Origin of the sequence: Roseobacter sp. CCS2 (genome assembly GCF_000169435.1) — a bacterium.
In the GTDB taxonomy this organism is placed as follows: Bacteria; Pseudomonadota; Alphaproteobacteria; order Rhodobacterales; family Rhodobacteraceae; genus Yoonia.
The window spans coordinates 786,249-799,644 of sequence record NZ_AAYB01000001.1; the positions used below are offsets into that span (position 1 = coordinate 786,249).

Genomic DNA, 13,396 nt, shown 5'->3' on the forward strand with positions numbered 1-13,396 from the left:
CACGATTAATCGGGGCATTGGTCATCCTCAGAAAGTGACGCTTTGAAATAGAACACTTGGTATGTGGCTTGAGTTTGGGTTTGCCTAGCAGGGACGAAGCCGCGGAATTTTGCATCAGCGACGTCTGTTTTTTGGTCCCATATCTAGTATGCGATAATACCAACGCCTCATCCGAAAGCGGTCATGGCGGCTTACCAAAAACAGGCCCCAAGCTTGGATCGGTTCAAGGTGTAAGTTGTTGAAGAGCTACCTGTCTCTAACAAGTCTGAATAGGTTTCTTCACCCCCGCACCCATCAACGGAAAGGCGAAAGCGACGGGTTTCTATCTCAATGGTGTCCATATCAAACGAGACAATATCAAAAGATCCACCATCGCATTCCACACCAAATTCGAGAGGCTCGTTAAAGTTGCCTGCTGTTTCGGACAGGTACCTGCCGCCAATTCCATCGCGTGATGCATGACCTTGATCAGCTAATAAGACTTTCACGTCAGCCCATACAATGCCCTCGTATGGACCAAACATAATGCTAATGCGATCCACCACTTGCTCGGGATACTTCGCGAGGTGTTCATCAGAATAATCTCTGACATAACAACCCACAGGGACATCCTGCGCAGTCACAGGTGTGGCGATGAAAACGGCAAGAGATAAAACAGTGAGGTATCGCATAGAGAGGTCCTAAGCCACAACGCAAGTCAGACCTTGGTACAGAACTGGGCAAATTACAAATGTGCGCTTCTGGCGACCATTCGCTGCCAGATTACCTAGCGCTGCATTCAACAACCCGGCAGCCGCGCTTTTGCAGTAATTATACGGGTAACGCCCACCCGAACGAGCGGGCCTTACCTGACCTAGTCCAGTGCTTTTTCCTGAAAGTCCAACGCCTCCAGCAAGGTCTCTCCCGCCGAAATCTCGCACTCGCCGGGGCTGAGTTCTTCGTTCAGGATCGCAACGACGCCATTTTCAACCAGCATCGCGTAACGCTTGGACCGGTTAACGAAACCAACTGGTGGCGCGCTGAAGTTCATGCCGATGGCGGTGGTAAACGCGCTTTCGGCGTCAGCCAACATTGTAATGCCTGTTTCGGTTGCACGCGTGCTTTCGCCCCAGGCTTGCATCACGAAGGGGTCGTTGACGGACACGCAGATAATCTCATCCACGCCTTTGGCTTTGAAATCATCATAGGTGACCATGAAGCTGGGAACATGCGCTGTTGAACATGTACCGGTATAGGCACCGGGCAGACCAAACAGCACGACTTTGCGGTCTTTCAGCTTGTCGGCCAATGCCACTTGCTGTGGTCCGTCTTCGCCCATCGCCAGCAATGTTGCATCCGGCAAAGTGTCGCCTGTCTTGATTGTCATATCTGAAGCCCCTGTTCGCAATTGTTTCTGCTGTCGCTTCACATATAGAGGATACACAAACAAGTGCCAGTCGGACGGAAAGGTAAACCGCACATGCCCCATGTTGTTGTCGTTGGTGCCGGACAGGCAGGCGCGTCGCTGGTCGCCAAATTGCGCACCATCGGGTTTGAAGGTGAGATCACCCTGATCGGAGCAGAGAAAGTACCCCCCTATCAGCGCCCCCCCCTGTCCAAAGCTTATTTACTTGGTGAAATGGCCGAAGAGCGGCTTTATCTGCGACCAGCAGAGTTCTATACCAACCACAACATTACCCTGCGTTTGGACACGCGCGTGACAGCCATAGACAGTGCCGCACGAACCCTGACTTTGAGCGATGGCACCCATCTGACGTATGATGAACTCGCACTCACCGTCGGCGCACATCCGCGCACGCTGCCCTCCGCCATCGGCGGCATGCTGGACGGTGTGTTTGCGATGCGCGACCTCAGCGACGCCGATACGATGGCACCGGCATTCACGGCTGGTAGCCGCGTTTTGATTATCGGCGGCGGGTATATCGGGCTTGAGGCGGCGGCGGTGGCATCCAAGCTGGGATTGCAGGTCACTTTGGTTGAGATGGCCGATCGCATCCTGCAAAGGGTCGCAGCACCTGAGACGTCAGATTACTTTCGCGCGCTGCATACCGCACATGGCGTCGATATTCGCGAAGGCGTCGGACTGGATCGGCTGCTGGGTGACACCCATGTCACCGGCGCCCGGCTGACCGACGGTACTGCCTTGGATATCGACTTTGCTGTTGTCGGCGTCGGCATCGACCCTGCCACGATCCTTGCGGAAAGTGCTGGGATTGATGTGGGCAATGGGATTACCACGGACGATCATGGTCGCACCTCCGATCCACATATCTGGGCGGCGGGGGATTGTGCCTCGTGCCTGTACCACGGCCAGACGATCCGATTGGAAAGCGTCGGCAATGCCATTGATCAGGCCGAAGCGGTGGCCGTGAATATTGCGGGCGGCGATCAACCTTATGTGCCGAAACCTTGGTTCTGGTCGGATCAGTATGATTGCAAGCTACAGATTGCCGGGCTGAATATGGGCTACACGGATGTCTATCTGCGCAAGGGCGATGCGCCCGGTGTGCAATCGAACTGGTATTACAATGGCGACGCGTTGCTGGCTGTCGACGCGATGAACGACCCGCGGAATTATATGATCGGCAAGCGGCTGATCGAGGCAGGGCGCAGCCCTGACCCGGCGCTGATTACCGATCCGGCCACGGACATGAAAGCCCTGTTGAAGCCGTGAGGATCATTGGTGGCACCCATCGCGGCACAACGCTGGCGTCCGTTGGCAAGGGCGATGCGGGCGCGCACCTACGCCCCACAACGGACCGGGTGCGCGAGAGCCTTTTTAACGTGCTGCAAGGTGGGCGGTTTGGCGATCCGATCAATAAAGCGCGTGTGCTGGATTTGTTCGCGGGCACGGGTGCACTGGGGTTAGAGGCGCTGTCGCGCGGTGCCGCGCATGTAACCTTTGTCGATAGCGGGCGGGCAGCGCAGAAACTGATCCGCGAGAATATCGCGAAACTGCGCAGGCAAGGCGACACGATCTTGCTTGCCATTGATGCCGAAAAGCTGCCGCCGGGTGATGCCTGTCAGTTGGTGTTTCTTGATCCGCCCTATGGGCAAGATCTGGGCGGCAAGGCGCTGGCAATGGCCAAGGCGGCAGGACGGATTGCACCAGAGGCGCTGATCGTCTGGGAAGAAAGCCGTGCGCAGATTGCGCCGCTTGGATTTAGCAGTCTTGATCAGCGCCGTTATGGCGACACTTGGATCAACTTTCTGCAAGCCGACCGCTAATTTGCGCGGTTCTGCAACTTTCGCTAGGCTCGTATTATGACCGACGCGACTGACTTCAGCACCATCCCACGGGTCGCAAAGCCCGAACAACCCAGCGTGCCGCTGCCGGCGCCTGTGCCGTTTGGCGCGCCTGTCTTGATCTCTGACTGCGTGAACCCGTTGGCGGGCGAGACCCTGCTCAGCCTGCTTTGGAAGCGGCTAGAGCAGTCGCCGGACGCGGACTAAAGCACCGCTGCCGGGGCAACCCACCAATCCATCTTGGCCACTTGCACGATCCGCGCTACATGCCGTGCCGTCGCCATGTCCTTGACCAGCGCAAAACATGTCGCGCCTGACCCGGACATGCGCGCCAGCGAAACCGCGGGCAGCGATTCCAACTTTGCAATCGCATCGGTAATTTCGGGCGCAATCGCTTCGGCTGGCATTTGCAAGTCATTGCGTTGCGCCATCAGCCAGCGGACAAAAGCATCATAGTCCAGCCCTTCGGGCAAGGCGGACATTGGACTGCCCTCTTTTGACGCGAGCCCTTTGAAGACTGGCCCTGTGGGCACATCAACGGGCGGGCGCACCAACACAAGCGCGCATTCCGGCAACCCTGCAACAGGTGACAGAACATCGCCAATCCCGGACATGCGCACCGGACGCGGCGCGCCAACACAAACGGGAACATCCGCGCCCAAAGCCACAACTTCGGGGGCGGTGGTGGGCAATGGAGCGACTTGCCAAAGCTCGGCCAGCATCGCAAGGGTCGCGGCGGCGTCAGACGATCCACTGCCGATACCGGCGGCATGCGGAAGATGTTTTTCAAGGGTCAGGGCTGCCCCTTTGGTCACGCCCCGGGTGGTCCGAAGCGCGTCGGCGGCCCGCATGATCAGATTGGTATGGTCTGTCGGCATTCCGATTGAAAAGGGGCCCGTCGCGGTCATCCGCAAGTCCGGCGCAATACTGGCACTGATCTGATCAGCCACATCAGCAAAGACCACCAGACTATCAAGCAAATGATACCCGTCGTCCCGCTGACCGGTCACGTGCAAGGTCAGGTTAACCTTGGCGGGGGCGCTGGCCTTAATCGTCGCCACTGGCGATCCGAATGGGCGCACGCCCCTCATCGACCAAAACCAGATCTAACCCACGCTGCAACTTGTCACGAATACGGTCTGCCTCGTCCTGATCAGGATCAAAGGACAGGGCACGCTGCCACTGAAAACGCGCCTCAATTTCACGGCCCACCGCCCAAAGCGCATCGCCCAAATGATCGTTTATCACCGGATCGACCGGTTCAAGCGAAGCGGCGCGTTCCAAATGCACAACGGCCTCTTCATAGCGGCCAAATTGGAAATAGACCCAGCCAAGGCTATCGACGATCGCCCCGTTATCTGGCCGGGCAGCGGCGGCTGTTTCGATCATACCCAGCGCTTCATTCAGTTTTTCGCCGCGTTCCACAAGCGAATAGCCCAAATAGTTCAAAACTTGCGGATGATCGGGGCGCAAAGCAAGCGACGCCCGGAAATCGGCCTCGGCCTCTGACCAGTTATCGCTTTTATGATGCGAAATCCCACGTGTGAAATAGACAAACCACCGCGAACTGTGTGTCGCGTCATATAGGTTCAGGGCGCGTGTGTAAGTTACGACCGCCTCGTCATGGCGTTCGGCCTGCCGCAATGTATCGCCTTTAGTGGCGTAAACCTCGGCAAGGTCAGGGTGGCTGCGGCTTAGCGCATCAAGCACCTCAATCGCGGCGTCTTTGCGCCCGGCGGCCCGTAACACCTCGGCCCGGCCCAGTTCTGCTGCATGAAAAGATGGGTCATCAGGCGCGACCGTGGCATAGGCGGCATTGGCCAGATCGTATTGTTCAAGTCTTCCAGCAAAGCGGCATTCATCAGCACCGCTGGCGTATTTTCTGGCCAAAGATATGTGGCGGCACGTGTGTACATCAGCGTGAACTGCTTGGGTGCGTCTTCGCGCACCATGCCAGCGATGACATGAAACAGATCAGCCAGACCTTGGGCAGGGGTGCGTACGGCGCTATAGGCCACGGCTTCATCCGCCATAAGTTGCGCATGCAATTGGGCAATGCCAGGGTCGCGCTGGCTGCCGAAAACCGCGTCAATGATGCCCAAAGCGTCACTGTTACGCCCGAGCTGGCTTAATATCTGTGCATGCGCAATCGCACTTTGACGGCTATAGCGCATACCACCGGGAACAGCAGAACCGGATAGGATCGCCTCGGCCCCTTCAAAATCACCGACCGACGCCAAAGTGTAAGCTTTGTGCGTCAGCCCATAAACTATCATTCCGTCTGTTGCGATCACCTGATCAAAACTGGCAATCGCTTCGGCCATATCGCCCTGCCCCAGATGCGCCCAGCCTATGGCCAAACGATCAACCAGCGGCCCAACCGAACGTCCCATCTCAAGACCATTGAAAATTGCGGCCCAGTCGTCTGCTTTGGCGTCCGCGATCATCAAGGTAAGATGCGCGATCTGACTGTCATATTCATTATCGACGATGGTTTGGGCTATGGGAATAGCCCGCCCGATATCGCCCAGCGCGATGTAGGACGTCATCGCGTTTTCCAGCAAAAAAGGGTTCGCGGGGTCGGCTTTCAGACTTTCGGTGAAATGGCGCGCGGCTTGTCCGAAATCATTGGCAAGCCCAGCTTGGCGTGCCGCAAGGTAGGCGCCTGCATCAGGCCCGGCCGTCACCGGCTGCGCCCCGGAAATAAGCAGCGCTGCAACTGCCCCTATGAATGTATGTTTCAGAACCGACAAACTCTACCCTTCCCTACCTGTTTGCGCACCCTAGTCAGGCAAAGACTTGCATGCAAATAGCACGAAGTCGTGGCGGCAAATTGTTGCGGGTGGGGCTAACTGTGATAGACGATGGCACACGCCAAAAACAAGAAGACAGGCCATTACAGCCCATCTGCTCGCCCTGCCAATACTGCTCGCACGCGCCTATTTCTTATAGCGCTTCACGTTAGCAGCGACACTAGGGGCGAAGTGATTCGGCGTCAAGAGACTGATTCGCGAATCGGTCAACTTGTTGGCGCATAAACCCGGCAAAGTGGATCGACAGGTACAGGGCTGACCAGAAAAGGTGTCTCTGGTGGCATCCCGCTTTCTTCCAGCCAGATGCCGTTAAGGCAAAAATCCTGTGCAAAGTTGCCAAGGTTGAACCCAAAGCCTGGGTTGCCACAATCGGTCGCTGTGCCATCCGCGTTCCAGGCCTGGCTGACGCCCAACCCCATTTCGCCGGGCGTCATAAAGACACTGCGTGCCGGATCATAGTTCAAAATCCAGCTCGTGCTGTCGGTCCGGTTCGCAAGGTCCCATTTACCCAACAGCCGCCCGTCTTGGTAGCCTGCGATCTTGAACAGGGTCACATCGCTTTCGGTAACAATTGGTTTGTTCAATGACACCGGGTTGATCGTCATTTGTCCGGTCATCGTGTAACCGTTGGACCCCTCCCAGCAGAAATAGAAATCGGCCGCATTGGCGCTGTTTGCCAGCACACAGGCCGCTACTATCCAACCTTTCATCAAACACTATTCTCCCGCATCACGTGCCCCGCCAGATACAGCGATCCGCAAATCAGAATGCGCGCGTTTGGCGTTTGAGCAATAATTGTTGCAATAGCAGTTTGCACATCGTCTGCAACCTGCGCTGGCAGGCCTGCCTTTTCGGCCTCTGCTGCGGTCTGCGCCGCAGGGATTGTTGCCGTCTCACCCGGAATTGAAACAGCCGTCAGTGTTTCGGCCACGCCCGCCAAATGTCGCAGATAGCCACCGATGTCTTTGGTGTTGAGCATGCCGCAAATCAGATGTGTCGGTTTGGACGGCTGTGCGCGAAGTGTGTCGGCCAAGGCCTGACCTGCTGCCGGATTATGGCCGCCATCCAACCAAAGCTCTGCCGGGGACGTCATATCAACCAAAGCGCCTTTGGTCAGTTTTTCCATCCGTGCAGGCCAATAGGCCCGCGTTATGGCAGCCTCACAAGCCGCTTCGTTTTTGCCCAACGCGCGCAGTGCCGCGATAGCTGCGCCAGCATTCTTAACTTGGTGGGGTCCAAGCAAGTTTGGCAACGGCAGGTCCAGCAATCCACGATCGTCCTGATAGATCAGCCGGTCACGCTCAACCCCCACATGCCAGTGCTGACCATAGGCGATTAGCGGAGCGCCGAGTGCCCCTGCTTTCGCCTCGATCACATCCATGCTTTCGTCGTGCTGTGGGCCAACAACACAAGGCACACCACGTTTGATAATGCCAGCCTTTTCGCCCGCAATGGCCCCCAATGTGTCACCAAGGAACTGCTGGTGGTCCAGATCAACGGGCGTGATAATTGTCATGGCAGGGTCCGAGATCACGTTTGTCGCGTCCAATCGCCCACCAAGACCCACCTCAAGTAGTGTGTAATCAGCGGGGGTTTCTGCAAATGCCAACAGTCCAGCCACCGTTGTAATTTCAAAATACGTGATCGGATCGGGGCCGTTGGCGACATAACAGCGATCCAATACATCGGTTAGCGCGGCTTCTGTGATCAGATCACCAGCCAACCGGATACGTTCGTGAAAGCGCGCCAGATGCGGGGATGTGTAGGCATGGACCTTTGATCCACCTGCCTCCAGCCCCGCGCGGATCATCGCTTGGGTTGAGCCTTTGCCATTGGTGCCTGCAATATGGATCACAGGGGGCAAACGGTCTTGCGGGTGGCCCACAGCAGCAAGCAAACGCCAGACACGGTCCAGGGTCAAGTCAATGACCTTGGGGTGCAAGGCCATCATCCGTTCCAGGATCACGTCAGAGGTTTGGGTCACTTGGCCTTTTCCGCAGCTTCTTCTGCGGCTTCAATTTCTTCGGCCGCTTCAGACTGGATTTCCGGCGCTGGCAAATCGCCCTTCACCGGGGCGGGTTGCTGCATCAACAGGCGCACAATCGTCACTAATTCATCCTTCAGCACGGTCCGTTTCGTCACCCGGTCCAGCATGCCATGATCAAGCAAGTATTCAGCGCGCTGGAACCCTTCGGGCAGCTTTTCCCCGATGGTTTGTTCAATCACCCGCGCACCGGCAAAGCCAATCAGCGCATTAGGTTCGGCAATTTGCACGTCACCCAGCATCGCATAGGACGCAGTAACACCACCGGTCGTCGGGTGGGTCAAAACGACGATATATGGCAGTCCTGCTTCTTTCAGCATCTGCACCGCAATCGTCGTGCGGGGCATTTGCATCAGGCCAAGGATACCTTCCTGCATTCGCGCGCCACCCGCGGCGGAAAACAGGATCAGCGGGCGTTTGAGTGCGATGGCACGTTCAGCGGCAGCCACAATCGCGTTGCCCACATACATCGACATCGACCCGCCCATGAAGGAAAAATCCTGCACGGCGACAATAACGCCTGTGCGCCCCATCTCGCCTTCGGCGACCAGCATCGCATCTTTTTCGCCGGTCTTGCGCCGCGCTTCCTTGATCCGGTCGGTATAGCGTTTCTGATCACGAAAATGCAGCGGGTCGGCAGTGGGCTCTGGTACGTCTACTTCCACAAAAATGCCGCCGTCGAAGATCGACTTTAGCCGGTCACGCGCCCCGATTGCCATATGATGATCGCAGTTGGTGCAGACATTCAGGTTATCGGCCAATTCACGGTGAAACAGCATCGTCCCGCAATTATCACATTTCGTCCAAAGATTGTCCGGCACCTCGCGCCGTGAAAACAGCGAGTTGATGGTGGGGCGAACGTAATTGGTAATCCAGTTCATATGCGCGGCCTTTAAGCGATGTTACGTCTTCAAATATGACGGTGCGTGATGAAATGCAATCAGCGCCGGATGGCGATCCGTGCCGCAAGCCACATGATCAGGACTGAAAGGCCCGCCATGATCATGCTAAAGATCACCCAAGGCGTACCTGCTGCAATAATCTCGGCGCTTAGGACATCAGGGTCGAAATAGGTGAACAGCACCAGCGCCAGCCCGGAAACTGGCCAATCCTGAATGCCCACAAACATGATCGCGACGATATTCACCCCGAAATGCAAACCAATTGCCGCCCCAAGCGTGCCAGTCCGTGCCGTCAGATCCGCGCAAGCCAACCCCAGCAACCCGGCCCAGACAGCGTAGACAAATCCTTCGGGGGGCTGTTGCCATTCCAGTAATGGATCGCCCCAAACAATGCAGATGGGATGACCATCCAGACCCATGGGTTATCTGTGATACACGCCAGTTGTTGTTGCAAGTATCCCCGAAAAACCAGTTCTTCGGTGCTGACCTGTATGAAGATGACCAACAGACTGAAAGGGGCCAACGCCAACCAAAGGGCGACAGGACGTACCTCGGCCACATCGCCCCACGACCCCCAAGGCAGCACAATCTGCACAAGAAATTGCAGCGCAAAAACCGCGACCAATACGCGGCGCAGGTCTGTAAACGCTTGGCTGTAAGGCCCGATCAGTGACCAAAACCCACGTTTGTGAAAAAACCTGACGGTTCTGACCAAAACATAGGCTGTGATCCCAAAGGTCGCGAATGACAACAGCGACCCTACCGGCGTGACCATTTCAAACAAATCGGCGTTCAACGGTGCAGGCAGGACTATGTAAACCAAGGATGGCGCGATCATAAAAGTAACCGCATAGATCACCACAACCGAAAAGACGTAGCGCAAGCTTGGCTCTGCCCGCGCGGGGTGGATAAAGTCTTTGTGCGGGGCATAGTCGTAGGGCATCGCAAACTGTTGTCAGGCTTTGTGCCCTTGCACAACTGCAGCCTGCTATTTAGACCGTTTCTAACGATTTCGCGAGGAGACAACCAGATGCCCAAAGATCAGGTCAATAAGACACACCTGCCCAGCCGCCATGTGACCGAAGGCCCATCGCGCGCGCCGCACCGGTCGTATTTTTACGCCATGGGTCTGGATGAAGAAGCGATCAAGCAACCTTGGGTTGGTGTCGCGACCTGCTGGAACGAAGCGGCCCCTTGCAACATCGCCCTGAACCGTCAGGCGCAGTCGGTCAAGCTGGGTGTGAAAAAGGCGATGGGCACGCCGCGCGAATTTACAACGATTACTGTCACCGACGGCATTGCGATGGGGCATGAAGGGATGCGCTCTTCGCTGGCGTCACGCGAAGCAATTACCGATACGGTTGAGCTGACGATGCGCGGCCACTGCTATGATGCGCTGGTCGGTCTGGCCGGTTGCGACAAATCCCTGCCCGGTATGATGATGGCGATGGTCCGTCTGAACGTGCCGTCCGTCTTTATCTATGGCGGGTCCATTCTGCCGGGTCGTCTGGATGGCAAGGACGTGACTGTTCAGGACGTGTTCGAGGCTGTGGGTAAACACCAAGCGGGCAATATGACTGATGCGGAACTGGAAGTGCTGGAACGTGTAGCGTGTCCATCTGCTGGCGCTTGCGGTGGTCAGTTTACGGCCAATACGATGGCTTGTGTGTCCGAAGCGATTGGTCTGGCCCTGATGAATTCTTCCGGTGCCCCTGCCCCTTATGAAAGCCGCGACCAGTATGGCATTGCATCGGGTGAAGCGGTCATGAACCTGATTGAAAAGAACATCCGCGCCCGTGATGTTGTCACCCGCAAGTCGCTTGAGAACGCCGCGCGCGTTGTGGCCTGTACCGGTGGGTCCACCAATGCCGGTCTACACCTGCCGGCCATTGCGCATGAGGCTGGCATTGATTTCGACCTTTTTGATGTCTGCGACATCTTCCGTGATACGCCTTATTTTGTCGATCTGAAACCGGGTGGTCAATATGTGGCCAAAGACCTTTACGAGGCTGGCGGCGTACCCGTCGTGCTGAAAGAACTGCGCAAGGCCGGTCTGATCCACGAGGAGTGCATGACAGCATCAGGCCGGACCATGGGCGAAGAGCTGGATATGATCAAAGGCGAGGCGGACAATAAGGTGATCTATTCTATCGAAAACCCGCTGACACCAACCGGTGGCGTTGTTGGTTTGAAGGGTAATCTTGCCCCCGAAGGTGCGATTGTGAAGGTCGCGGGGATGAATACGCAAGAACAGTCTTTTACAGGTCCCGCCCGTTGCTTTGAAAGCGAAGAAGATGCGTTTGAGGCTGTGAAAGCCCGCCAATACGAAGAAGGCGAAGTGCTGGTGATCCGCAATGAAGGCCCCGCCGGTGGCCCCGGTATGCGCGAGATGCTGGCGACGACTGCCGCACTGTCCGGCCAAGGCATGGGCAAAAAGGTCGCGCTGATCACGGATGGCCGCTTTTCTGGTGCGACACGCGGGTTCTGTGTGGGTCATGTGGGGCCAGAGGCCGCGCACGGTGGCCCGATAGGCCTGTTGCAGAACGGCGATGTCATCACAATCAACGCTGTCACTGGTGAACTGTCAGTCGATCTGAGTGACGAAGAACTGGCGACGCGCAAGGCGAATTGGAAAGGCCCGAAAGAGACGATCTATGCATCCGGTGCTTTGTGGAAATACGCGCAACTTGTGGGTGGTGCGCGTTTGGGTGCGGTGACGCATCCGGGTGCGAAGTCTGAAAAACACATTTACATGGACCTCTGACGCTGATGATCCGTTTATCTGTTGCGCTTTGCGGGGTGTTGGCTATCACCGCCTGCACCCCGGTGCCCACCGCTACGCGGTCTGTATCGCTTGGCCAAGGCGAAGTGGTTGCAACCACGCCCGCTGGTTACTGCGTCGATGATGTGGCAAGCCAGACCGCGCGCGATTTCGCCATACTTGCGCCCTGTGCCACTTTGGGTGCATTGGCCGGTGTGCCCGCCGTCATCGGTTTTGCAACGGTGCAAGTCGGCCCCGCCGACAGCGGCAGTGTGGCGGCGGATGAACTGGCCTTACGGGACTATCTGATCACGCAGGATGGCGCCCGCCTTCTTAGCCAAAGTGGTGACGCAAAGGATGTCGATATCCTGTCAAGTCAGGCCTTTAACAGTCAGGTGATGATCCATTTCACCGACGCAGGGCCGCCCCCTTTTGCGGGGTTGCAGCAAGAAGAATGGCGGGCTTTTACGAACATCAACGGACGGTTGGTGACAGTTGGGGTCCGTGGTCTTGCCGTTGCGCCACTCAACGAAGGACCGGGGGCGACATTGTTAAAGCTTGTCCTTGCAGGTGTCCAAGCAGCAACCACGGCTGCGGATCAGACAGTACCAGACGCCTGACCTGAACTGTCGGGCGGGCCATTTACCGCGCTCAAGTTCGCGGATACACCATCGCCGAAGGGACGCAGATCATGGATAAAGTCATGCTCCGACCCGCATCCGGGTATGCACCACAAGACTTGTGTCGTGCAATGAACGCCGCGTTTTCGGATTATAGCGTGCCAACGCAACTTACACCCTCTGCATTTGACAGAATGATGTTGCAACGTGGCTTGAATACAGAGGTGTCAAAGGTCGCCGTTGCAAGAGGCCGCATTGTATCGTTTTGGTTTATGTCTGTACGCGGTGATCAGGCTTATCTGATAGCAAGCGGCACGCTTCCTGCATTTCGCGGTAGAGGGTTGTCAACTCAACTGGCCCACAGTGTTCTGGATGACCTGCGCGCCAGCAACGTATCATCTTTTCACACAGAAGTATTAGAGCACAATAATGTTGCCCAACGGCTGTATGCGCGCATCGGTATGACGCGCGTGCGGCGGTTGGGATGCTGCACTGTATCGCAACCTATGTCGGGGCCACACTTCGACATCGACTTGGTTGAACGCAAGTGGTCCGACGTCATGGCGCAGATCGCTGATATGCGCGATTGGCAACCTACATGGCAAAACAGCGACGCGTCCCTTGCTGCACTTGGGACGGATGTGATGTGCATTTGCGCGACACAAGCGGACCAGATAAGCGGTTACATCGCAGTATTCAAAAAGACCCACACAGTGGCACAGCTTGCCGTCAAAAAAAGCGCGAGACGAAAAGGTATCGGTCGTGAATTGCTACGCAACGCGTTGCGCGGTGCGCCGGGCGCGGCCTTGAGGTTCATCAACTATGCTGATGATGATCCCGGATTTTCAGCTTTTCTTAAAGCGCATCACGCAAACTCAATCAAAGGCCAGTTCGATCTGATACTGCGTCTTTGATCGTTAGTGTAAGGTGCAGGTGGCCGTGACCACGTTGACACGTTACTGCGCGCCGCTCTACATCTGATCCGTTTTCAAAGCGGCCCTCGTTTGGCA

Annotated in this window: 16 protein-coding genes and 1 pseudogene; 6 read left to right on the forward strand and 11 right to left on the reverse strand. The window is 56.6% G+C overall.

All coding sequences use genetic code 11. The features are described 5' to 3' along the window. Nucleotides 1-191: 191 nt before the first annotated feature. Nucleotides 192-671, reverse strand: coding sequence for a hypothetical protein (locus RCCS2_RS04000; RefSeq protein WP_008231560.1), 480 nt, complete (start codon nucleotides 669-671; stop codon nucleotides 192-194). Nucleotides 672-853: 182 nt separating this feature from the next. Beyond that, a complete protein-coding gene (locus RCCS2_RS04005) occupies nucleotides 854-1,366 on the reverse strand; it encodes a peroxiredoxin (protein ID WP_037293159.1) in 513 nt (170 codons plus the stop codon). 93 nt (nucleotides 1,367-1,459) lie between these two features. On the opposite strand from RCCS2_RS04005, the gene RCCS2_RS04010 reads away from it, so the two are divergent. The 3 genes from RCCS2_RS04010 to RCCS2_RS04020 are packed head-to-tail and all read left to right on the forward strand — an operon-like array spanning nucleotide 1,460 to nucleotide 3,453. Further along, entirely contained in the window at nucleotides 1,460-2,674 is a 1,215-nt protein-coding gene (locus RCCS2_RS04010; protein ID WP_008231563.1) for an NAD(P)/FAD-dependent oxidoreductase, read from the forward strand. Next, entirely contained in the window at nucleotides 2,671-3,228 is a 558-nt protein-coding gene (gene rsmD / locus RCCS2_RS04015) for a 16S rRNA (guanine(966)-N(2))-methyltransferase RsmD (RefSeq protein ID WP_008231564.1), read from the forward strand. The genes RCCS2_RS04010 and rsmD overlap by 4 nt, the downstream gene beginning before the upstream one ends. Before the next feature lie 36 nt (nucleotides 3,229-3,264). Beyond that, nucleotides 3,265-3,453: a hypothetical protein gene (locus RCCS2_RS04020; RefSeq protein ID WP_008231565.1), complete on the forward strand. Its 189-nt coding sequence runs from the start codon at nucleotides 3,265-3,267 to the stop codon at nucleotides 3,451-3,453. On the opposite strand, the gene RCCS2_RS04025 is transcribed toward RCCS2_RS04020, so the two are convergent. The 9 genes and pseudogenes from RCCS2_RS04025 to RCCS2_RS04050 form a co-directional block, all read right to left on the reverse strand. Next, on the reverse strand, nucleotides 3,450-4,337 hold the full coding sequence (locus RCCS2_RS04025) for a 4-(cytidine 5'-diphospho)-2-C-methyl-D-erythritol kinase (RefSeq protein WP_442852254.1): 888 nt from the start codon (nucleotides 4,335-4,337) through the stop codon (nucleotides 3,450-3,452). The genes RCCS2_RS04020 and RCCS2_RS04025 overlap by 4 nt on opposite strands. After that, nucleotides 4,294-4,635: a tetratricopeptide repeat protein gene (locus tag RCCS2_RS18630; RefSeq protein WP_232204242.1), complete on the reverse strand. Its 342-nt coding sequence runs from the start codon at nucleotides 4,633-4,635 to the stop codon at nucleotides 4,294-4,296. The genes RCCS2_RS04025 and RCCS2_RS18630 overlap by 44 nt, the downstream gene beginning before the upstream one ends. Nucleotides 4,636-4,659: 24 nt before the next feature. Then, nucleotides 4,660-5,031: pseudogene (locus tag RCCS2_RS18635) on the reverse strand (tetratricopeptide repeat protein); the annotation flags it as partial. Beyond that, nucleotides 4,941-5,795, reverse strand: coding sequence for a tetratricopeptide repeat protein (locus tag RCCS2_RS18640; protein WP_332249301.1), 855 nt, complete (start codon nucleotides 5,793-5,795; stop codon nucleotides 4,941-4,943). The gene RCCS2_RS18640 and the pseudogene RCCS2_RS18635, both read right to left, overlap by 91 nt. 470 nt (nucleotides 5,796-6,265) lie before the next feature. Beyond that, complete coding sequence (locus tag RCCS2_RS04035) at nucleotides 6,266-6,769, reverse strand: hypothetical protein (RefSeq protein ID WP_037293161.1); 504 nt, start codon at nucleotides 6,767-6,769, stop codon at nucleotides 6,266-6,268. Next, nucleotides 6,769-8,010, reverse strand: coding sequence for a bifunctional folylpolyglutamate synthase/dihydrofolate synthase (locus RCCS2_RS04040; protein ID WP_156788454.1), 1,242 nt, complete (start codon nucleotides 8,008-8,010; stop codon nucleotides 6,769-6,771). The genes RCCS2_RS04035 and RCCS2_RS04040 overlap by 1 nt, the downstream gene beginning before the upstream one ends. A 29-nt stretch (nucleotides 8,011-8,039) precedes the next feature. Then, a complete protein-coding gene (gene accD, locus RCCS2_RS04045) occupies nucleotides 8,040-8,984 on the reverse strand; it encodes an acetyl-CoA carboxylase, carboxyltransferase subunit beta (protein ID WP_008231571.1) in 945 nt (314 codons plus the stop codon). 59 nt (nucleotides 8,985-9,043) lie between these two features. Further along, nucleotides 9,044-9,316, reverse strand: a complete 273-nt coding sequence (locus RCCS2_RS18520) for a hypothetical protein (RefSeq protein WP_008231572.1) — start codon at nucleotides 9,314-9,316, stop codon at nucleotides 9,044-9,046. Continuing rightward, on the reverse strand, nucleotides 9,298-9,948 hold the full coding sequence (locus RCCS2_RS04050) for a CPBP family intramembrane glutamic endopeptidase (protein ID WP_008231573.1): 651 nt from the start codon (nucleotides 9,946-9,948) through the stop codon (nucleotides 9,298-9,300). The genes RCCS2_RS18520 and RCCS2_RS04050 overlap by 19 nt, the downstream gene beginning before the upstream one ends. An 87-nt stretch (nucleotides 9,949-10,035) precedes the next feature. Between RCCS2_RS04050 and ilvD the strand changes: the two genes are divergently transcribed. From ilvD to RCCS2_RS04065, 3 genes are all read left to right on the forward strand, one after another. Further along, the gene (ilvD, locus tag RCCS2_RS04055) at nucleotides 10,036-11,769 is read left to right on the forward strand and encodes a dihydroxy-acid dehydratase (protein WP_008231574.1); all 1,734 of its coding nucleotides are present in this window, start codon (nucleotides 10,036-10,038) and stop codon (nucleotides 11,767-11,769) included. A 5-nt stretch (nucleotides 11,770-11,774) separates the two neighbouring features. Continuing rightward, nucleotides 11,775-12,386 carry a hypothetical protein gene (locus RCCS2_RS04060; RefSeq protein WP_008231575.1) on the forward strand — a complete coding sequence of 204 codons (612 nt, stop codon included), beginning with the start codon at nucleotides 11,775-11,777 and terminating at the stop codon, nucleotides 12,384-12,386. Nucleotides 12,387-12,517: 131 nt separating this feature from the next. Beyond that, entirely contained in the window at nucleotides 12,518-13,300 is a 783-nt protein-coding gene (locus RCCS2_RS04065) for a GNAT family N-acetyltransferase (protein ID WP_008231576.1), read from the forward strand. Nucleotides 13,301-13,396: the final 96 nt, after the last annotated feature.